The sequence below is a fragment of the Leifsonia sp. NPDC102414 genome, assembly GCF_044765685.1.
Lineage (GTDB): Bacteria > Actinomycetota > Actinomycetes > Actinomycetales > Microbacteriaceae > Leifsonia.
In genome coordinates this window covers 212,233-232,034 of record NZ_JBIWKN010000005.1, presented here as the reverse complement: position 1 = coordinate 232,034, position 19,802 = coordinate 212,233, and the positions used below count along the sequence as shown (strand labels likewise).

General features: G+C 69.2%; 16 protein-coding genes. 6 read left to right on the top strand and 10 right to left on the bottom strand.

Going from position 1 to position 19,802, the window contains the following annotated elements; translation table 11 throughout:
- Positions 1-5: 5 nt before the first annotated feature.
- From ACIRCZ_RS18205 to ACIRCZ_RS18195, 3 genes are all read left to right on the top strand, one after another.
- Positions 6-569, top strand: coding sequence for a TetR/AcrR family transcriptional regulator (locus ACIRCZ_RS18205; RefSeq protein WP_402855623.1), 564 nt, complete (start codon positions 6-8; stop codon positions 567-569).
- Between the two features lie 81 nt (positions 570-650).
- A complete protein-coding gene (locus tag ACIRCZ_RS18200; protein ID WP_402855620.1) occupies positions 651-2,066 on the top strand; it encodes a DHA2 family efflux MFS transporter permease subunit in 1,416 nt (471 codons plus the stop codon).
- Positions 2,067-2,086: 20 nt separating this feature from the next.
- Positions 2,087-3,097, top strand: a complete 1,011-nt coding sequence (locus tag ACIRCZ_RS18195; protein ID WP_402855617.1) for a PHP domain-containing protein — start codon at positions 2,087-2,089, stop codon at positions 3,095-3,097.
- Positions 3,098-3,123: 26 nt separating this feature from the next.
- On the opposite strand, the gene ACIRCZ_RS18190 is transcribed toward ACIRCZ_RS18195, so the two are convergent.
- Positions 3,124-3,855 (bottom strand): hypothetical protein, encoded by a 732-nt coding sequence (locus tag ACIRCZ_RS18190; RefSeq protein WP_402855614.1) that lies wholly within the window; start codon positions 3,853-3,855, stop codon positions 3,124-3,126.
- Positions 3,856-4,016: 161 nt separating this feature from the next.
- On the opposite strand from ACIRCZ_RS18190, the gene ACIRCZ_RS18185 reads away from it, so the two are divergent.
- A complete protein-coding gene (locus tag ACIRCZ_RS18185) occupies positions 4,017-4,361 on the top strand; it encodes a YciI family protein (protein WP_402855611.1) in 345 nt (114 codons plus the stop codon).
- A 74-nt stretch (positions 4,362-4,435) separates the two neighbouring features.
- Here ACIRCZ_RS18185 and ACIRCZ_RS18180 read toward each other — a convergent pair whose 3' ends face one another.
- The 6 genes from ACIRCZ_RS18180 to ACIRCZ_RS18155 all read right to left on the bottom strand — a co-directional run bounded on the left by ACIRCZ_RS18180 (position 4,436) and on the right by ACIRCZ_RS18155 (position 12,406).
- Positions 4,436-6,790 (bottom strand): arylsulfatase, encoded by a 2,355-nt coding sequence (locus ACIRCZ_RS18180; protein WP_402855609.1) that lies wholly within the window; start codon positions 6,788-6,790, stop codon positions 4,436-4,438.
- A gap of 117 nt (positions 6,791-6,907) precedes the next feature.
- Positions 6,908-8,020 (bottom strand): fatty acid desaturase family protein, encoded by a 1,113-nt coding sequence (locus ACIRCZ_RS18175; protein WP_402855606.1) that lies wholly within the window; start codon positions 8,018-8,020, stop codon positions 6,908-6,910.
- A 140-nt stretch (positions 8,021-8,160) separates the two neighbouring features.
- Positions 8,161-9,177 (bottom strand): LacI family DNA-binding transcriptional regulator, encoded by a 1,017-nt coding sequence (locus ACIRCZ_RS18170; protein WP_402855603.1) that lies wholly within the window; start codon positions 9,175-9,177, stop codon positions 8,161-8,163.
- 29 nt (positions 9,178-9,206) lie between these two features.
- On the bottom strand, positions 9,207-10,118 hold the full coding sequence (locus ACIRCZ_RS18165) for a carbohydrate ABC transporter permease (protein WP_402855600.1): 912 nt from the start codon (positions 10,116-10,118) through the stop codon (positions 9,207-9,209).
- A gap of 1 nt (position 10,119) precedes the next feature.
- On the bottom strand, positions 10,120-10,989 hold the full coding sequence (locus ACIRCZ_RS18160; RefSeq protein ID WP_082581243.1) for a carbohydrate ABC transporter permease: 870 nt from the start codon (positions 10,987-10,989) through the stop codon (positions 10,120-10,122).
- 115 nt (positions 10,990-11,104) lie between these two features.
- Complete coding sequence (locus ACIRCZ_RS18155; protein WP_402855597.1) at positions 11,105-12,406, bottom strand: ABC transporter substrate-binding protein; 1,302 nt, start codon at positions 12,404-12,406, stop codon at positions 11,105-11,107.
- Between the two features lie 138 nt (positions 12,407-12,544).
- Here ACIRCZ_RS18155 and ACIRCZ_RS18150 point away from each other — a divergent pair, with 138 nt between their 5' ends.
- Positions 12,545-14,596 (top strand): beta-galactosidase, encoded by a 2,052-nt coding sequence (locus ACIRCZ_RS18150; RefSeq protein ID WP_402855594.1) that lies wholly within the window; start codon positions 12,545-12,547, stop codon positions 14,594-14,596.
- A gap of 63 nt (positions 14,597-14,659) precedes the next feature.
- Here ACIRCZ_RS18150 and ACIRCZ_RS18145 read toward each other — a convergent pair whose 3' ends face one another.
- The 3 genes from ACIRCZ_RS18145 to ACIRCZ_RS18135 form a co-directional block, all read right to left on the bottom strand.
- Positions 14,660-15,829: a hypothetical protein gene (locus ACIRCZ_RS18145; protein WP_402855591.1), complete on the bottom strand. Its 1,170-nt coding sequence runs from the start codon at positions 15,827-15,829 to the stop codon at positions 14,660-14,662.
- A gap of 42 nt (positions 15,830-15,871) precedes the next feature.
- On the bottom strand, positions 15,872-17,329 hold the full coding sequence (locus tag ACIRCZ_RS18140; RefSeq protein ID WP_402855588.1) for an ATP-binding protein: 1,458 nt from the start codon (positions 17,327-17,329) through the stop codon (positions 15,872-15,874).
- 120 nt (positions 17,330-17,449) lie between these two features.
- Positions 17,450-18,091: an NADPH-dependent F420 reductase gene (locus ACIRCZ_RS18135; RefSeq protein WP_402855585.1), complete on the bottom strand. Its 642-nt coding sequence runs from the start codon at positions 18,089-18,091 to the stop codon at positions 17,450-17,452.
- Between the two features lie 186 nt (positions 18,092-18,277).
- On the opposite strand from ACIRCZ_RS18135, the gene cls reads away from it, so the two are divergent.
- On the top strand, positions 18,278-19,732 hold the full coding sequence (gene cls / locus ACIRCZ_RS18130) for a cardiolipin synthase (RefSeq protein WP_402855582.1): 1,455 nt from the start codon (positions 18,278-18,280) through the stop codon (positions 19,730-19,732).
- The last annotated feature ends 70 nt before the right edge of the window (positions 19,733-19,802 follow it).

The window sequence follows — 19,802 nt, the reverse complement described above, 5'->3', positions numbered from 1 at the left end:
CTCACATGGCAACCACGTCGCGCTCCACCCTCTCGACCGCAGAAGAACGGCGCGAGAGCGTGATCGCCAGCGCCATCGAGGTCTTCGGCGCCTCCGGATACAGCAGCACGCCGATCTCGGCGGTCGCCGAGCACGCGCGCATCTCCACCGCGTACGTGTTCAAGCTGTTCCCCGGCAAGGAGACGTTGTTCGTCGCGGCCCTCGACCGCTGCTTCGACCGGATCGAAGAGGCTCTGGAACTCGGAGCGGCGGCGAGCGCCGGTCCGTCGCCCGCGGAGATCCTCTACGCGATGGGCGACGCGTACGCCGACCTCATCGCCGACCGATCGCTGCTCATGCTGCAGGTGCACGCGCAGTCCGCCGCGTCCGTCCCGGAGATCGGGGCAGCGCTGCGACGCGGCCTCGCCAGGGTCACCAGGTTCGCCAAGACGCGCTCCGGCGCACCCGACGACGACGTGCAGCGCTTCATCGCCTTCGGGCAGCTCTGCCACCTCATCGTCACCACCGGCATCGACGGCGACTCGTCCGACTGGGCGCGCATCGTCACCGCCGGCATCCGCCACCCGTAGCCGCCCCCGCCCATCCCCCGGGTTTCTTTTTCTACCCATAAGAGTGACTGATCAGTCACTCACTATCGAAAGGCACCGCTCATGTCCGTCACAACCGCATCCGCCCCCACCACGACGCGCAGCCAGCACCGCTGGTGGGCGCTCGGCGTGCTCGCGCTCGCCCAGTTCCTCGTCGTGCTCGACGCATCCATCGTGAACATCGCGCTCCCGGCGCTCGGCGCCCAGCTCCAGCTGGGCACGGCAGCGCTCGCCTGGGTCATCACCGCATACGTGCTCCCCTTCGGCGGGCTGCTCCTGCTCGGCGGACGCCTGGCCGACCGGTTCGGCCATCGCCGCATGTTCCTGGTCGGCGTCGCCGGCTTCGTCGCGGCGTCCGCCCTGGCAGGGCTCTCCGTCAGCGGCGGGATGCTCCTCACGGCCCGCGCACTCCAGGGCGCGTCCGCGGCTCTCCTCGCCCCCGCGTCGCTCGCCATCGTCACCCAGCTCTTCGTGACCGGCGCCGACCGCGTCAAGGCACTCGGCGTCTGGGGAGCCGTCGCCGGCATCGGGAGCGCGGCCGGCGTCCTGCTCGGCGGAGTCCTCACGGCGCTGCTCGGCTGGCAGGCCGTGTTCTTCGTCAACGTGCCGGTCGGCATCGTCGTACTCGCGGTCCTGCCGTCTCTCGTCTCCCGCGACCCGTCCGGGGAGCGTCAGCGCATGGATGTCGCCGGTGCCGCCACGATCACCGCAGGGCTCACCGCCCTCGTCGCCGCCCTGAGCTTCGCCGGGCAGCTCGGCTGGGCCAGCCCGGTCACCATCGGCACCTCCGCCGCCGCTCTGGTGCTCCTCGCCGCGTTCGTGCTGGTCGAGCGCCGGGCAGCGCATCCCCTCGTGCCGTTCCGCTTCTTCCGCAATCGTGACGCGGCCACGGGCAACATCGTGATGCTCCTCGCCGGAGGCGCGACCACGGCCCTGTTCTTCGCCCTCTCCGTCTACCTGCAGGATGTGCTCGGCTACGACGCCCTCACGGCGGGGATCAGCCAGCTCCCGCTCGCCGGAGCCCTCGTGGTGGTCGCCGCCGTCGTGCCGTCCGTGGTCGCCAGGGTCGGCGTGCGGCCGACCCTGGCCACCGCCCTCGCCGTCTTCGCCGCCGGGATGCTCTGGCTCGCCGCTGCGGGACCGCACGCCGCGTTCGTCGGAGGGCTGCTCGGCCCGAGCATCCTGATCGGCGTCGGCCTCGGCGCCGGCTTCGTCACCGCGACCCAGCTCGCGGTGGACGGCGCATCCGCCGGGGACTCCGGCCTCGCCAGCGGCCTGGTCAACACCAGCCAGCAGATCGGCGGAGCACTCGGCCTTGCCGTGCTCGGCACCATCGCGGCCGGACGCACTGCCACCGGGCTCGCGGCGGGCGCCTCCACGGCGACAGCGCTGTCCGACGGCTTCTCCTGGCTGTTCGTCGGCGCAGCGGCCCTCGCCGTGATCGGAGCGGGCGCGACCGTCCTGCTCCGACGCCGCTGAACAGGAGCATGATGGGCTCCATGGATGCTGTCGACGCCCTCAACGAGATCGCCTTCTGGCTGGAGCGGGAACTCGCCCCGACCTTCAAGGTGCAGGCGTTCCGGAGGGCGGCGGGGACCATCGCTCCGCTCGGCCAGGACGAACTGCGCGAACGCGTGGCGGACGGGCGGCTGAAGCGCACCAAAGGGATCGGCGACCGCACCTTCCAGGTGATCTCGCAGGCGGTGGACGGGGTGGTGCCCGACTACCTGGCCGACCTGCGGGAGCGGAACGCGCATCCACTGGCCGAGGGAGGGGACGCACTGCGCGCCGCCCTGCGCGGCGACCTGCACGCGCACACCGACTGGTCGGACGGCACCACCCCGATCGAGGCGATGGCCGCTGCAGCTGCGACCCTCGGCCGGGAGTACCAGGCGATCACCGACCACTCCCCCACCCTCACGGTCGCCAGCGGGCTGAGCGCCGAACGCCTCACCGAGCAGCTGGATGTCATCGCGGCGCTCGACACCGGCGCCGTGACCCTGCTCACCGGGATCGAGGTGGACATCCTGGAGAGCGGGGAGCTCGACCAGACCCCCGAGCTGCTCGGGCGGCTCGACGTTGTGGTAGCGAGCGTGCACTCCAAGCTGCGCTCCGACAGGGCCACGATGACCGCCAGGATGCTCGGCGGCATCCGCGACCCGCACACCAACGTTCTCGGGCACTGCACAGGGCGGCTGGTCAGCGGGTCGCGCGGCACGCGGCCGCCGTCCGAGTTCGACGCAGAGCGGGTGTTCGCGGCCTGCGCGGAGAACGACGTGGCGGTGGAGATCAACTCCCGGCCGGAGCGGCAGGACCCGCCGGACGACCTCATCCAGGTGGCGCTGGCGGCGGGATGCCTGTTCAGCATCGATACCGACGCTCACGCCCCCGGCCAGCTCGACTTCCTCGCCTACGGCGCCGCCCGAGCCGCCGCCAACGAGGTCCCGCCCGACCGCATCATCACCACCTGGCCGCTCCCCCGCCTCCGCGACTGGCTCTCCCCCGCATGATCGAGTCGGGAGGGGGACGGGAGGGGTCAGTTGCCCCAGGCGGAGGCGGGGGCCTTGACGAGCTGGACCGGGGCGGTGCTCCAGTGGGAGCCGTTGCCGTAGTGGCTGGTGGCCCACGGTGACGCCCAGATGGCCGCCGCCGTCGCGTCGGCGGACGTGCCCGCTGTCAGGCCCGCGACGATGCCGGGGTAGCCGCGCTGCAGGTTCTTCGCGGCGTACTCTGCAGCGGTGGTGAGGTCGGGGTAGCTGCCGAGGCCGGCGCCACCGCCGGAGCCGTAGCCGTTGTTGAGCGGGTTGTTGCGGTTCCACCAGTCGGGCGGGCCGTTCTCCTGGCGCATCCAGCGCAGCATCACCTGCACGTTCGCGTCGGTCTGCGGCCAGCCGCCGAACATCAGCACCAGCTTGGCCCAGTCGGCGTTCGTGCCGTTGTTGCTCAGGGTCTGCACCCCGTCCGTCGCCGAGAGCTGGTCGCGGGAGACGACGGGGGCGGCGATGGTCGCATCCACGTCGATGCGCTGCTGCGGGGTGTGCGCCGGCGCGTCCCGGCCCGGGGCGAGCGTGGTGGCCGGAGCGGCCAGCGTCGCCGCGAGGGCGGCGTCCGTCGGCACGATCGAGAAGCCGGTGACCAGCGCGATGACCGCGAGAGCGACGCCGATCCTGTGGTGGACGGGCAGCCTCAGCTCGGCGGCCGGAACGGCAGCACGACGGACCGCCGAGCGGCGGCCATGACTGCGGGGGCTGGTGGATGCGGACTGCATACCCGTTCGAGGGTAGCAAAGGCGTGTGGAAAGGTCACCGGAAATCGGGATTCGCGGTGTGCGCGAGCCTGAGCGTGCGTACATTCTGGTGTGGCGGCCTGTCGAAATCACGCCACCCCGTTCGACGTGATGGTGAGTGTACGAGTGCCGAGGAGGCGACGATGAAGTATCTGCTGACGATCTACAACACCGACGAGTTCGTGACCAGGATGGAGACCGATCTCAAGGACGAGTTCGAGGCGGCGCATCAGGACCTGCAGCGCGAGCTCACCGCGAGCGGCGAGCTGGTCGACACCGCCGAATTGAGCGTGACGGACGCGCGCGTGGTGCGGACGGACAGCAGCGGCAGCAGGGACGTCACCGACGGGCCGTTCACCGAGAGCAAGGAGTTCGTCGGGGGCTATTACCTGGTGGACGTCGCGTCGATCGAACGTGCGGTGGACCTGGCGTCACGCTTCGTCGAGGCGCGCTTCGCCCCGGTGGAGGTGCGCAGGATCGGGGCGTGAGCCGTCTCGCCCCGATCGGCGGCGGCGCTCCCAGCGAGAGGGAGCGCCGCCGCCGAGTGCGGTGAGCAGTGCTGCTACTGGTGCCGCATCGCCGCCGCGAGCCATTCGTCCGGGTCGAGCAGGTGGCTGTGGTCGTCCAGCCCCAGGTCGATCTCTGCCCAGTCGATGCGTGCGCTGAAGGCGCCGTGCGGCGTGCGATAGCCCTCGTACGCCGGCATCCCGGTGTCGATGCCGACGTCTAGCCCCTCGTCGAAGGAGAAGTACATCGGATGGGTGCGCTCCACCTCGGCGCTTCCCACCGCATCCCCGTCGATGTAGAGGGTGACGGTGCCGCCTCGGCCGATGCCGCCGCCCGCGTACGCGAACTCGGCGCGCACCTGGTGGGTTCCCGCTCCGATCGCCTTGTCCGACAGCGCGGTGCTGCGCAGCAGACCGCAGTAGTTGTAGTGGAAACCGAGCTTGCCGCACTCCGCGAAGAACGCCCAGCCTCCCGTGCGGCCGCCCTGTGCGAGGATCGCGCCGTCCGCATCCCCGCTGTCCGGGATCACGAGCTGCGCCGTGGCGGACCAAGACCGGTTCTTCACATTGATCGCGACGTTCTCGTTGAGGCGCTTCATCCCCTCGTGCAGTCGCAGCTTCGTCCCGGAAACCAGGGTGGGGCGACCGGCGAACTCCGGGTTCATCCGCTGCGCTGCCCTGTCGTCCATCGGGATGACGTTGTAGCGCGTCGCTTCGATGAGGAAGAGCTGCTGCAGCTCGGCCAGCTTGTCCGGGTTCGACTTCGCCAGGTTGTTCGACTGCGTCCAGTCGACTGTCGTGTCGTAGAGCTCCCAGACGTCCTCGGAGAAGTCGGGGGCGGCGCCGACCACGTCCCACGGCGTGCGGTGCTTCGTCTGGGCCGTCCAGCCGTTGTGGTAGATGCCGCGATTGCCCATGATCTCGAAGTACTGCGTGTGATGCCGCTCGTCCGCCGATGCGTCGTCGAAGCTGTACTGCATCGAGACGCCGTGCATCGGCACCTGGGTCACGCCGTTGACCGTGTGCGGCTGGGCCAGGCCCGCCAGCTCCAGGATGGTCGGGGCGATGTCGATGACGTGATGCCACTGATCGCGCACTTCGCCGCGGGCGGAGATCCGGTTGGGCCAGTGCACGATGGTGCCGTTCCGCGTGCCGCCGTAGTGGCTGGCGACCTGCTTGGTCCACTGGTACGGCGTGCACATGGCGTGCGCCCAGCCGACCGCGTAGTGGTTGTACGCCTCGGGTCCGCCGATCTCGTCGAGGTGCTCCTGCCAGAACTCCACCGTCTCGTACTCCGCACCGCCGTTGGCGGCTGTCGACAGCATGAACGCGCCTTCGAGGCCACCCTCCGCGGATGCGCCGTTGTCGCCGATGATGAAGATCACCAGGGTGTCGTCGAGGATGCCGAGGTTCTCGATGGCGTCGACGACCCGGCCGGTGTGGTGGTCCGCGTACTCGAGGAAGGCCGCGTAGACCTCCATCTGGTGGGCGAGGATCGGCTTGCGCTCGTCCGGCACCTCTTCCCACGCCGGGATGCCGGCGGAGCGCTCCGTGAGGACGGCATCGTCCGGGATCACGCCCAGCTCCTTCTGGCGTGCGAACGTCCGCTCGCGGAGCGCATCCCAGCCGTCGTCGAACTCGCCTTTGTGCTTGGCGATCCAGTCCTTCGGCACGTGATGCGGCGCGTGCGTCGCTCCCGGAGCGAAGTAGACGAAGAACGGCTTGTCCGGGGTCAGCTCCTTCTGCTGGTTGATGTACTGGATGGTCTTGTCGGCCAGGTCCGGCATCAGGTGGTAGTCAGGGTCGTCCGGCGGCTCGATGAGGGAGACGCCGTCGACCAGGGCGGGCGTCCACTGGTTGGTCTCGCCACCGATGAAACCGTAGAACTTCTCGAAGCCGCTGAAGGCCGGCCAGTGATCGAACGGGCCGGTCGGGCCGCTCTCCCACACCGGCACCTCGTGGCACTTGCCGAACTGAGCGGTGTTGTATCCGGCCTGCCGAAGGATCTCCGGCAGCGGCACGCAGCTGTTCGGACGCGTCGACCGGTAGCCGGGAGCAGGCGTCGCCGTCTCGGTGATCTGCCCCATCCCCACCTGGTGGTGGTTGCGGCCGCTCAGGAGGGCCGCCCTGGTCGGCGAGCAGATCGCGGTGGTGTGGAAGCGGCTGTAGCGGAGGCCGCCGCCGGCCAGCCGCTCGGCCGTCGGCATCGGCACAGGGCCGCCGAAGGCACTGGATGCGCCGAACCCGACATCGTCGAGCAGCACCATCAACACGTTGGGCGCTTGTCGCGGCGGGCGTTTCACCTCGATCGGGTCACGCGTCGCGTCGAGCTTCTTCTCGTCCATCGTGATCGGTCCGACATAGACCTGATCCGGTGTCGGGAGAACGGCACCCGGCAGTACTTCTGACATACCCCACCCTTCGTCGCAGAACGGCGCGGGTGGAGCTTCGGTGGTCCGCCCGCTCCCTGCCGACACTCTCACACGTGAGGGCGAGCGGACAATGCTTGACGTTCGGACCGAAGACCGCTAGCGCATCGAGGCGGCGGCCGGGCAGTCGAACGGGTCGCGGGCGGACAGGCCGACGCGGTTCAGGTATTCGATGACGATGCCGTACGAGTTCAGCAGTGTTGTCTCGGTGTACGGGATGTTCTCGGTGTGGCAGTGCTCGCGGACGATGGCGGCGGCCTTGCGCAGGTGCGGCCTGGCCATGCTCGGGAACAGGTGGTGCTCGACCTGGTAGTTGAGCCCGCCGAGCAGCCCGGTCATGCCGAAGCCGACGACGTTGCGGGAGGTGAGGACCTGGCGGCTGAGGAAGTCGACCTTCACGCCGCGGCCGATCAGCGGCATGCCCTTGTGGTTCGGGGCGAAGCTCGCACCCATGTAGAGGCCGAAGACCGCGAGCTGCACGCCGATGAACGCGAACGCCATGCCGAGCGGGAGCAGCCAGAAGATGGCGCCGAAGTAGAGGCTGAACCGGATGGCGAGGAAGGTGAACTCCTTGCCGCGACCATCCACCTTGCCGCGCTGGAAGAGCGTGCCGAACGAGCGGCCGTGCAGGTTGAAGCCTTCGAGCAGCAGCAGCGGGAAGAAGAGGTAGCCCTGCTTGCGCGTGATGGCGGCGATGAGACCCTTGGCCTTGGCGGCGTCCTCCTCGACGAACGAGATGGTGTCCGTCTCGATGTCCGGGTCTTTGCCGATGGTGTTCGGGTTGGCGTGATGCCTGGTGTGCTTGGTCATCCACCACGAGTAGCTGATGCCGACGACCAGGGTTGCGAGCATCCGGCCGAGGCGGTCGTTCATCGGGCCGGAGTTGGCGATCTGGCGGTGCGACGCCTCGTGGGCGAGGAACGCGAACTGGGTGAAGATCAGACCGAGGGCCGCGGCGATGAGGAGCTGGAACCAGCTGTCGCCGAGCAGGATCATGCCGGCGACGGCGCCGCCGAGAGCCAGCACGAGACCGGCGGCCACGAGGGCGTAGAAGAGGCGGGCTCTGCGCAGCAGTCCCTGGTCGCGAACGGTGTTCAGCAGGATCTTGAAGCTCTGCGTGACCGGGGGCGCCGCGTCGATGCGGGCGCCGGTGCGACGGATGGGGCCGAGCGTGGAGGCCGAGGGTGCGGACGTAGGGGCGAGCGTAACCATGGGCAGGCCGTTCGGTCGGATCGACTTCCCAGCCAATATGGTGGTGGGCTGCGCGCCCGGATGGCCTAACCATATCCCGGGCCACCTGAGAGCCGCGGTCGGCCCAGGCGAATCCTCAGGCTTCGCAGCACGGAATGCCGTCAGGCGGATTCGCGTGGCACGAGCTCCGTCGGAACGGTGATGGCGGCGAAGTCTCCTCCGTCGATCTGTTCGAGCAGCATGCGCACCATCTCCCTGCTGATCCTGCCGAACGGCTGGCGCATCGTGGTGATCGTCGGCGAGGACTGGACGGCCGCCGGCGAGTCGTCGAAGCCGGCGACGGCGATGTCCTCTGGAACGCGCCTGCCGCTCTCCTCGATGACGGCGATGGCGGCCGCGGCCATGCGGTCATTGGCCGCGAAGACCGCATCCACATCCGGCCGGCGTTCGAGCAGGGCGCGCATCGCCGCTGCCCCGCTCGCCCGGCCGTAGTCGCCCTCGACGATGAGCGACTCGTCCACGTCGTCGCCGAGCGCTGCGCGGTAGCCGGCCAGCCTGAGCTGGCCGCCGGAGGTGTCCTGCGGGCCGGCGATCGTCGCGACGACCCTTCTGCCCTTGTCGTGCAGATACTCCACCATCGTGCGCGCGCCGTGCTCGTCGTCCGCGGTGACGTAGCCCATCCTCCGCTCGAACCCGAGCGGGATGCCGCAGGCGACCGCTGGGAGGCCGAGCTTGTTGATCGCGGAGACGAACGCCTGCCCTCCGCTGTGCGACGACACCAGGAGCACCCCGTCCACCGAGCCGGCCGCGATGAAGTCGAGCGCCCTGCGCTGCTCGTCCTCCGCCGCCGCCATGATCAGCACGAGCGACACGTCGCGCTCGGCGAGCGCATCGGCCGCCCCGCGCATGAGAATGGAGAAGTTGGGGTCCTCGAACAGCAGGTCGTGCGGCTCGGTCAGCAGGAACGCGATCGAGTGCGCGCGGTTGGTGGCGAGGCTCCTGGCCGCAGCGTTGATGCGGTAGCCCGTCTTCTTGATCGCCGCGGTGACGGCGGCGTGCGCATCCGGGCTCACCCAGTGGCCGCCGTTCAGCACCCGGGAGACGGTTCCGCGCGACACCCCTGCCGCGTCTGCGACGTCGTTGATCGTCGGTCGCCTCTTGGGCGGGTCGGTGGCCATGACTGAATTCTAGGGATGCGCGAGGCCGGTCAGGCCTTCACCGCACCCGCAGCGAGGTCCACCCTCCAGAACCGCTGCAGCAGCAGGAACAGGATCACCAGCGGCACGATCGACAGCAGCGCGCCGGTGATGACCAGCGTGTACAGCGCTGGGACGGTGGCGCCCTGGTTGAGCAGCCCGGACAGACCGACCGTGATCGGGAACAGCTGGTCGTTGCCGAGCATGATGTACGGCAGCATGAAGTTGTTCCAGATGGCGACGAACTGGAACAGGAAGATCGTCACCAGCCCCGGCGCCATCATCGGCAGGGCGATCCTGGTGAAGATCCGCATCTCGCCCGCCCCCTCGGTGCGTGCGGCCTCGACCACGTCTGTCGGCACGGCCGCCGCCGCGTAGATGCGGGCGAGGTAGATGCCGTACGGGCTGATGAGCTGCGGAAGCAGCACGGACCAGTACGTGTTCGTGAGCCCGATCTGCGCCAGCAGGAAGTACTGCGGGATGGCGAGGATGACGCCGGGCACGAGCACACCCATCAGCAGGATGGCGAACACCTTGCCCTTGCCGGGGAACTCGAACTTCGCCAGCACGTACCCGCTCAGCGCGGAGATGTAGCTGGAGACCAGCGCGCCGACACCGGCGTAGAGGGCGGTGTTGAGCATCCAGCGCCAGAACAGGCCGTCCCGGTACTGCGTGAGGGCGACGATGTTGTCCCAGAGGTGCGAGCTTGGCGCGAAGGTGAAGGTGGAGAACAGCTCGGAGCCGTCCTTGGTGGATGCGGTGATCACCCAGAGCACTGGCAGCAGGCAGTAGACGGCGCCGAGCAGCAGCACAGCCGTGCCGAACGCGCTCGGGCGCTCCGCTGCGCTGCGGTCGCGGCCTCTGCCCCTGCCTCCTGGCGGGGCCAGCGACGGAACGGCCTGCGGTGTGATGGTGGCGGTCATGTCAGTCCTCCTGACCGAAGGCGCGCCGCTGAACGACCCGCAGGAAAAGGAACGAGAGGGCGAAGGTGCCCAGCGCGATCAGCACGCTGGTCGCCGCCGCGGAGTAGATGTCGCCGCGGACGAACGCGTCGCGGTACACCTTCATCAAGGGGGTCCAGCTCGACGAGATGGAGTTGGTGAGCGGCTTGAGGGTGGTCGGCTCCGCGAACACCTGCAGTGTGGCGATGATCGAGAACAGACCGGTCATGATGAGCGACGGCAGCACGATCGGCACCTTGATGCGCCAGGCGATCTGCACCTCGGACGCCCCGTCGATCCGTGCGGCCTCGTAGATGTCGCTCGGGATGGCGCGGAGCGCGGTGTAGATGACGATCATGTTGAAGCCGACCCCGCCCCAGAGCGCGATGTTCGCGACGGCGAAGATGACCAGGCCGGAGCTCAGGATGTCCGGCGGGGCGATGCCGACGGCCTTCAGCACGTAGGCGAACGGGCTGACGGACGGGAGGTAGAGGAAGCCCCAGAGCAGCGAGCTGATCACGGCAGGCACCGCGTACGGCAGGAAGATCGAGACCCTGCTGAACCGCACGGCTCGGGAGCGGCGGGAGTCCAGCAGGAGCGCGAACACGAGTGCGAGGCCCAGCATCACCGGGATGAGGATGGCGCCGTAGAGGAGGACGCGGAGGACGCTGGCCAGGAACTCGGGGTCGGTGACCGCATCCACGTAGTTGTCGAGCCAGGCGAACTGCAGTTTCTTGCTGCCGGAGCCGAGCCCGAGGCCTTCGACCTTGACCGTCTGGAACGACATCACGACGGTGTAGAGGATGGGGGCGGCCATGAACAGGGCGAAGAGCACGATGGCCGGGGTGAGCATCGCGTACGGGATGGCGACGCGTTTGGCGCGGGTGATGGTGGTGGTCACGCTTGGTCCTTTGCTGTGCGAGGTCAGGCGGACGGGAGGGCGGGGAGCCCTCCCGTCCGCCGTCGGCTCATTTGACGGTGAAACCCGACTTGACCAGGTCGTTCTTTGTCGTGGACTGCATCGTGTTCAGCGCAGCATCGAACTGGGCGGGATCCTTCGACTCCGCGGCCTTGGCGAACGCGTCCGTGTACGCGCTGTACGCGACGTTGACGTTCGGGCCGTAGGTGAACGACGAGACGTCCTTCGACGACTGCGCTGCGATCGACCAGAAGTCGGCCTGGTCTGCGAAGAACGCCGGAGGAGTGCTGAGCGCCGCGGAGGAGTTCACGTCGGCCGGGTAGATGTTCGCAACCTGCGCGAGCGCTTTGACGGCCTCAGGGTCGGTGTTCAGCCAGGTGATGAACTCCATCGCCTGCTTGGGGTGCTTCGACTGCGCGGTGACCGCCGTCGACGATCCGCCCCAGTTGCCGTTGGACGGCTTCGACGCATCCCAGTTCGGCAGGGGCGCTGCCGCCCACTTGCCCTTCGTGTCCGCTGCGTTGCCCTCGAGCACGCCTGGACCCCAGACCGAGCTGACCCAGCCGACCTGCGTGCCGTCGTTGAGCGCGGTGTTCCACGCGGGGGTGTACATCGGGTTGTTGTCGATCACGCCCTCGTGCACGAGGCCGCCCCAGAAGTCGGCGACCTTCTTCGTCGCCGCCGAGTCGATGTCGACGCTCCAGGCTTTGCCGTCGATGCCCCACCAGGATGCGCCTGCCTGCTGCGACAGACCGGCGAACCATCCGGGGTCGCCGGAGGAGAACGTGCCGAGGAACTTGGTGGGGTCCGCCTGGTGGATGGTGCGCGCATCCTGTGCGTACTCGTCCCAGGTCTTCGGGGCGCTGAGGCCGTACTGGTCGAAGATGTCTTTGCGGTAGTAGAACATCATCGGGCCGGAGTCCTGCGGGACGGCGTAGACCGAGTCGCCGCCGAGGGTGACGGCGTTCCAGGTGCCGTCGGTGAACTCCTTCTTGAGGTCGCCTGCGCCCTGATCCTTCAGGTCGACGAGCGCGTCGGCGGAGACCAGGGTGGGGATCTTCTGGTACTCGGCCTGCATGATGTCCGGCGCTCCGCTGCCCGCCTTGATCGCGGTGAGGAGCTTGGTGACGGCGGCGTCTCCGCCGTCCTGCTTGTTGACGGTGATCTGGATGTCCGGGTGGGACTTGTTCCAGATCGCGGCCACCTTGTCCATGTTGGGCGCCCAGGCCCAGTATGTGAGCTTGACGGGTCCGGAGCTGTCGCCCCCGCTTCCGCTGGAACTGCAGGCTGCTGTGGTCAAGGCCAGGGCTGCTGCCAGGGCGACAGCGCCGACCCTCAGTGATGTTCGCAAGATCTCTCCTCGTTGAGTGCGGCTGTGAGCGGTTACAGTAACGCACATGCGTTTGTACCTTGTCAATTCATTTAGCCCATAACACGCCGGAGTATTTCGATGTGCTATACCTGGGAGCGCACACAGTCAGGAGAAGCAATGACGCTGTCACCACAGCCCACCACCACCTCAGCCCCGCAGACCGCCCCAGCCCCGCAGCCCGCCCGCCTCGGCTGGCCGAGGGGAACAGCCGACCTCCGCTACGGCGGCGACTACAACCCGGAGCAGTGGACCAGGGAGACCTGGCTCGAAGACATCGAGCTGATGAAGCAGGCGCGGGTGAATCTGGTGAGCGTCGGCATCTTCAACTGGGGCCTGATCGAACCCCGGCAGGGCGAGTACGACTTCGCACAGCTCGACGAGATCATGGATCTCCTGGCCGGGGCGGGCATCGACGTCGACCTCGGCACGCCGACCGCATCCCCGCCCGCCTGGTTCTGGAAGGCGTACCCGGACTCCCGGCCCGTCACCCGCGACGGCGTGCCGCTCGGCTTCGGCTCCCGCGGGATGGCGTCGCCGAGCTCGCCGCACTACCGCAGAGCGGCCGCCGCCGTGACGGAGCAGCTCGCACGCCGTTACGCCGACCACCCTGCGCTGGCGATGTGGCACGTGCACAACGAGTACGGAGCTCCCGTCGGCGAGTCGTACGACGAGCACTCGGTCTCCGCGTTCCGCGGCTGGCTCGCCGCTCGCTACGGCACGGTCGACGCGCTGAACAGCGCGTGGGGCACCGCCTTCTGGGGCCAGCGCTACCAGGACTGGTCGGAGATCGACGCGCCGCGCCTGGCCGCGACCGTCATCAACCCGGCGCAGCGCCTCGACTTCGCCCGCTTCACCTCCGACGCCCTGCTCGAGTGCTTCGTCGCGGAGCGCGACATCATCAGGGCGCACACGCCGCAGCTCGCTGTCACCACGAACTTCATGGCGTCGAGCTGCCCGTCGATGGACTATTGGAAGTGGGCGCGCGAGGTCGACGTCGTCTCCAACGACCACTACCTCACCGCCGAGCGCGAGGACAACCACATCCTGCTGGCGCTGGATGCCGACCTCACCCGCTCCCTTGCAGGCGGACGCCCGTGGATGCTCATGGAGCACTCGACCTCCGCGGTCAACTGGCAGCCGCGCAACCTGGCCAAGCGGCCGGGCGAGCTGGCGCTGAACAGCATGGGCCACTTCGCGCGCGGGGCGGACGCGATCATGTTCTTCCAGTTCCGCGCATCCAGGTCGGGGGCGGAGAAGTTCCACTCGGCGATGCTGCCGCACGCCGGCACGGACTCCCGCGTGTGGCGCGAGGTGACGGCGCTCGGCAGCGACCTCGCCGCCCTCGCCTCGATGCGGGGCAGCACCGTGGATGCGCGCGTCGCGATCCTCTGGGACTGGGAGTCGTTCTGGGCTCAGGACCTGGAGTGGCGGCCATCGGTCGACCTCCGGCACCGCGAGCGCATCGAGGCGTACTACACCGCGCTCTGGCAGCTCGGCGTGACCGTCGACTTCGTGCATCCGGAGGGCGACCTGTCCGGCTACGACGCGCTGATCGCGCCGAGCCTGTACGCGGTCACCTCGCGCGGCGGCCCCGCGCTGACCGACTACGTGCGCGGCGGAGGCCACCTGCTGGTGTCGTTCGGCAGCGGGCTGGTCGACGAGTTCGACGCCGTGCATCCCGGAGGTTTCCCCGGCCCGCTGAGCGAGCCGCTCGGGCTCACGATCGAGGAGCTGCTGCCGTTCCGCTCCGGCGAGACGGCGGCGCTCGACACCGGTGGGACCGCGACCGTGTGGGCGGACGACATCCGCCTCGACGGCGCGGAGGTCGTCACGCGCTTCGCCGATGGGCGTGCTGCGGGCGAACCGGCGGTGACCAGGAACGCGTTCGGCGCCGGTGTCGGCTGGTACGTGTCGACCCGCCCGGATGCCGAAACTCTGCGCGGACTCGTCGCGCGCGTGCTGGGCGAAGCAGGCGTCGAGATTCCTGGCCCGCCGGAGGGGCTGGAGGTCGTCGAGCGGTCAGCGGGGAGCGCGCGCTACCGCGTGTACCTGAACCACACCGACGCCGATCTCACGGTCGCCGCGTCCGGCCGCGAGCTGCTCAGCGGCGCCGCCGTCACCGGTACGCTCACCGTTCCGGCGCGCAGCCCGCGCATCATCGCGCTGTAACTCCGCGCCAACATCATCGAGCCCAGGCTTTCCACCGTGTGACGCGCTTTCCACCCTGTGACGCTATGCCGCGTTCTCCGGGTGGGAACGCCTGGGCTCGATCGCTTGGGAGTTGCGGAGGAAGAGGATGATCCAGGAGAAGATGAGGATCGCGGCGACGAGCTCGACCGCGGTGAGGTTGTAGTAGCCGGTGGCGAAGAAGACGGCGAGCACGACGACGACCCCGACGTAGACGTAGCCGAGCAGGATGAACACGCGCGGCATCGCGGGCACCCACCAGCGCAGCCCGACCACGAGAGCCGCGAACACCACGGCCATCCCGGTGGCGACGCTGTTGTGCACGACGAAGAACCGGTCGACAGGGAACACCCCGACGCAGCCGAGGAACACGCCGATCAGCACGAACGCCCAGCGCACCAGATCCCTGCCGCGTCTGCTGGCCGCATCCGGGGTCGCGATGCCCGCCGTCGCCACCCGCGCGATGATGACGACGATCGCACCTCCGACGATCAGCGTCAGGTTGAACGCGAACGCGGACAGGTCGTCCGTCATCCCGAGTGCGGACAGGTTCTTCTGCCACCACAGCGGGTCGGACGAGCTCAGCATGCTCGTGAAGACGCCGACGACGAGGAACACGGCGAGCACCAGGGAGAGCAGCATCGAGGTGAGCTGCACGGAGGTCAGGAACACGACGTATGCGGTGAGCGCCAGCGCGACGCCCGCCAGCACCGCCCCTGGCAGGGTGAACACGACGGCGCCGAGGAAACTGCGCTCGACCACGTCCGAGACGGCCGTCCAGGCGAGCAGCGCGATTAGGCCGACCGCGACGGAGAGCGCGACCACATCGAACACGGCGAGGTGCAGCGGAGGGTGGGCGCCCGCATCCCGTTGTGGGAGGACGCCGACCAGGATGCGCCCGAGCGCGAACACGACCGCTGCCGTGACCGCACCGCCGATCGCGGTGTACTCGCCGATCGATCCCCGCCCGGAGATCGGCAGGTCCCTGTTCCAGAACACGAACAGGGCGACGACTCCCCCGATGACGAACACGGCGGCGCCGACGAGCAGCGCGGACGACTCGATCGACTCGACGGTGCCGATCGGCCGCCGCAGGATGCGCGAGAGGGGATGCGCGCGCTGCGGGTCGTCGTGGGCTCGCGGGGCGCGGAGAAGTGGTTCGTGGACCGACGACGGGGTGGGCAACGGGGCGGACGACGGCTCCTGGGTCGACAACGGGTCCCCTCTCGGCTCGCTCTGAACGTCTGGATTGCGAACTCAGCGCGCTGGCGACCGGAGGGGAACGCGCACGTCCGCGCCGCCCTCCTCTGTGAGCCTGTCGCGCACCTTCACGAGCATCGGCGCCGGCACGAACCCGCCGGCGAGGAGCGCTTCGCCCTGGCGGAAGCCGGGCGCGTGCGCGAGCAGCGACGGGGGCGCGAACCCGAAGATCGTGCCGAGCTCCTCCAGATCGAGCGGGGAGCTCATCCGCATCAGGGCGAGGTTGTCGCACTGGGAGATGATGTTGGGGTGCACCTTCGACGGCCGCTGCGTCGAGAGCAGCAGCCACAGGCCGAACTTGCGTCCCTCTGCGGCGATCTGGATGATCCGCTCCCGCACCGCACGCTGCAGCGGCCGGTCGTCGTCGGGTGAGCAGAGGTTGTGCGCCTCGTCGATGACGATGAGCAGTGGACGCCTGGACTCGCGTTTTGCCCACAGGTCGTCGAGCACGGCGAGCGCGATCACCAGGTGCTCGTCCGGGTATGCGAACCCGCCGAGGTCGAGGACGGTCGCATCCGGTCGCTCGTCGAGGACGTCGGTGACCGCATCCCGGCCCTCGGCCCAGACGTCCCAGTCGATGAGCCGCAGGTTCTCGATGCGCCGGCCGAGTTCTTCCGCCGCCGGGTCGTTCGAGGCGAGGAGCGCCGGGACGATCCCCTCCGGCCGCTGCGCCTCGGTCTTGACGTCGAGGTGGACGAGGGCGTTGTACTCCGCGCGGTCGTCGATCGGGTCGAGCCGCAGCACGGCGGCCTTCGACCGCATCGGGAAGTCGATGAACCTCGCCAGCAGGGCGTTCTCGGCGTCTCCCGGCCGCAGCACTCTGATGTCCTTCCGCGCCAGCTCCCGCTCGTCGTCTGTGTCGACGGCGGTGCGCAGTTCGCGGAGCCGAACGAAGTCTCCGTTCGGGTCGAAGATGACCATCGGAAGTGCGGTGTCGACGAGCAGTTGCTCGAGGAGCACGCCGAGCGCGTATGTCTTGCCCGACCCGCTCTGCCCGCACCAGAAGGTGTGCCGGTTGAACCGGTGCGCGAGCAGCCGCGCACGCACATCCGCGACCCCGATCAGCGAGCCGATGTCGAGCGTCGCCTTGGCCGCGCGGAAGACGAGCTCGACGGCGTCGTCGTCCGCGGTGTCGACGCTGGCCCAGGCGAACGGATGCGTGGAGCCTGTGTCGAGGGAACCGTCCGGTCGCCGCTCCCCCAGCAGTTTGCCTGTGCCGGCGAGGGTGTCGTCTCCATCGAAGTCGAGGTCGTCCACCTGACCGAGCTGCTCTCCGCCGGTGGAGCCGCCGGTGGAGCCGCCGGCAGCGTCGCCGCCGCGGCTGGTCGCGTCGACGCTCGCGCCGTCCCTCAACGTCACGAACCCGCCGGGCACGAACGGCGTGCCCACCGGGCTGCGGAAGCGGAACTGCCTGCCGTCAAGCGAGGTGGCGACACCTTCTGGGGCTGTGGTCACGCCCTGAGCGTACGGCCGCGCATCCCCCAGCGGCAAGACCCTGCGTCACGGTCGAGCCCTGGGCCCGCTCACCGCAGAAACGCATCCTGCAGCGGCGCCCTGGGCTCGACCGAGCGGCGGCTAGACGGTGCGGGGAGCCTTCGCGAGGTTGGCCTCGAGCTCTTCGCGGTTCTGGCGCACGACGTATGCCGGGCGGTCGCGCTCGAAGCGCCAGCTCTCCGACAGCGGTCCGACGTTGACGGCGTCGAAGCCGAATTCCTCGTAGATGGAGGAGACGAGTGCGGCGGCATCGTCGAAGTCGCTCGCGGTGGCGAGCGCACGCCGGTTCGGGGTGCCGGCGGGCGATCCGGTGGTCTGGATGTCGCCTGCGCCGATGTGGTTGAAGCCCTTGGCGACCCTGGACTCGGGCAGGTGCGCCTGCAGCAGGCCGCTGACGGTGGCGGTGCCGTCGTCGAGCTCGGCGATGTGCCCGTCGCGCTCGAAGTAGTAGTTGTTGGTGTCGATGACGATCTTGCCGGCGAGCGGCTCGACCGGGATGTCCCCGAGCGCCCTGAGCGGCACGGTCACAACGACGAAGTCGCCTGCGGCACCTGCCTCCGCCGCGGTCGCCGCAGTCGCGGACGGCCCGAGGTCGGCGACGAGCTCCGCTAGCGTCTCCGGCCCCCGCGAGTTCGCGATGGTGACGGTGTACCCGTGCTCGATGAACGTGCGTGCGAGAGCGGTGCCGATGTGGCCCGCTCCGATGATTCCTACGTTGGTCATGCCGGGTGCAACGTGGCCGGGGCGCGGGAATTCCGGGCTGTCAGGAACCTGGACGTTCTCTCACGGATGCGTCAGGGGGCGCCTGGCAGGCTGCGGTCGACGATGCCAGGCGCGGGTCCGGCTCACCTCACCGGCTAGGCTCCGTGCTGTGATCCCCCGCACGTCCCTTTCCCCCTCCGTCGCCGCATGATCGACGGCGAGGTGCTGGCGATCCTGCTGCTGATCGCGCACGGGGTGCTGGTGATCCTCGCCGCGGTCGTCGTGTCGGCGAACCGGAGGCCGTCCGCCGCCATCGCGTGGCTGCTCGCCGTGGTGTTCCTGCCCGTGATCGCGCTGATCGCGTTCCTGCTGGTCGGGCGCACCAGGCTGCCAGCGCGGCGGCGGGCCGATCAGGCGTTCGTCACCGGCAGGATGCGCGAGCGGGTGCCGAGCCTGGCCGCGGTCGGGCATCGGGAGCAGTGGCCGGCGTGGCTTCCCGGGGTCGTCGCCATGACCGAGCGGCTCGGCGCGCTGCCGATGGTCGGAGGGAACACGGTCGAGTTCATCGAGGACTACGCCGGGTCGTTCGACGCGATGATCGCCGACATCGACGCGGCGGAGCGGTTCGTGCACGTCGAGTTCTACATCCTCGTCCGCGACCACGCGACAGCGCCGTTCTTCGACGCGCTCGCCCGCGCGGCAGCGCGCGGTGTCGACGTGCGCGTGCTGTCCGACCATCTGGCGGGATTCCTCAACCCCGGCAGGAAGGCGACCATGCGGTTCCTCGCCGCGAACCGCATCCACTGGCACGGGATGCTCCCCCTCCGCCCGCTCCGCGGACAGTGGCAGCGCCCCGACCTCCGCAACCACCGCAAGCTCGTCGTGGTGGACGGGCGGGTCGGGTTCACCGGCTCGCAGAACCTGGTGGACGCCAGCTACAACAAGAGGAAGAACATCGCGCGCGGGCTGCACTGGCTGGAACTCATGGTGCGGCTGGACGGGCCCGCCGTGCGGGAGCTCGACGCCGTCTTCGTCACCGACTGGTTCAGCGAGAGCGGGGAGTTGCTGCCGCTCGACGAGTCGCCGGTGAGCGTCGCATCCGGAGCAGACCGCTTCGACGTGCAGGTGCTGCCGAGCGGACCCAGCTTCGATGCAGAGAACAACCTCAAGCTGTTCGCCGCCCTCCTGCACAAGGCGGAGCGGCGCATCAGCATCGCCAGCCCGTACTTCGTGCCCGAGGAGTCGATCATGCTCGCGCTCGCCACCGCGGTCGCGCGCGGGGTGCAGGTGGAGCTGTTCGCGTCGGAGGTCGGGGACCAGGCGCTCGTCTACCACGCGCAGCGCTCGTACTATGAGGCGCTGCTGCGCGCGGGCGTCCGGGTGTTCCTGTACCGCTCGCCCACCGTGCTGCACTCGAAGCACTTCTCCATCGACGACGACGTGGCCATCGTCGGATCGAGCAACATGGACATCCGGTCGTTCAGCCTCAACATGGAAGTGTCCCTGCTCCTCCACGGCCGGGATGCGGTGGACAGGCTGCGCGCGGTCGAAGACCACTACCGGGCGCAGAGCCGCGAGCTCACGCTGGCGGAGTGGCGGGCCAGGCCGGTGCTGGAACGCGTCGCTGACAACGCTGCGCGGCTCACCTCGGCGCTGCAGTAGCGGAGCCGGGCGCGATCGGCATGCCCCCGCATCCATTGGGCACCGGCCGACCTCGGCGTACGCTGCTTGC

What these genes read in the sequence shown, in the direction of transcription:
- ACIRCZ_RS18205 (WP_402855623.1), top strand. Translation starts at nt 6, where the DNA reads ATGGCAACCACGTCGCGCTCCACCCTCTCGACCGCAGAAGAACGGCGC.
- ACIRCZ_RS18200 (WP_402855620.1), top strand. Translation starts at nt 651, where the DNA reads ATGTCCGTCACAACCGCATCCGCCCCCACCACGACGCGCAGCCAGCAC.
- ACIRCZ_RS18195 (WP_402855617.1), top strand. Translation starts at nt 2,087, where the DNA reads ATGGATGCTGTCGACGCCCTCAACGAGATCGCCTTCTGGCTGGAGCGG.
- ACIRCZ_RS18190 (WP_402855614.1), bottom strand. Translation starts at nt 3,855, where the DNA reads ATGCAGTCCGCATCCACCAGCCCCCGCAGTCATGGCCGCCGCTCGGCG.
- ACIRCZ_RS18185 (WP_402855611.1), top strand. Translation starts at nt 4,017, where the DNA reads ATGAAGTATCTGCTGACGATCTACAACACCGACGAGTTCGTGACCAGG.
- ACIRCZ_RS18180 (WP_402855609.1), bottom strand. Translation starts at nt 6,790, where the DNA reads ATGTCAGAAGTACTGCCGGGTGCCGTTCTCCCGACACCGGATCAGGTC.
- ACIRCZ_RS18175 (WP_402855606.1), bottom strand. Translation starts at nt 8,020, where the DNA reads ATGGTTACGCTCGCCCCTACGTCCGCACCCTCGGCCTCCACGCTCGGC.
- ACIRCZ_RS18170 (WP_402855603.1), bottom strand. Translation starts at nt 9,177, where the DNA reads ATGGCCACCGACCCGCCCAAGAGGCGACCGACGATCAACGACGTCGCA.
- ACIRCZ_RS18165 (WP_402855600.1), bottom strand. Translation starts at nt 10,118, where the DNA reads ATGACCGCCACCATCACACCGCAGGCCGTTCCGTCGCTGGCCCCGCCA.
- ACIRCZ_RS18160 (WP_082581243.1), bottom strand. Translation starts at nt 10,989, where the DNA reads ATGCTCACCCCGGCCATCGTGCTCTTCGCCCTGTTCATGGCCGCCCCC.
- ACIRCZ_RS18150 (WP_402855594.1), top strand. Translation starts at nt 12,545, where the DNA reads ATGACGCTGTCACCACAGCCCACCACCACCTCAGCCCCGCAGACCGCC.
- ACIRCZ_RS18135 (WP_402855585.1), bottom strand. Translation starts at nt 18,091, where the DNA reads ATGACCAACGTAGGAATCATCGGAGCGGGCCACATCGGCACCGCTCTC.
- cls (WP_402855582.1), top strand. Translation starts at nt 18,278, where the DNA reads ATGATCGACGGCGAGGTGCTGGCGATCCTGCTGCTGATCGCGCACGGG.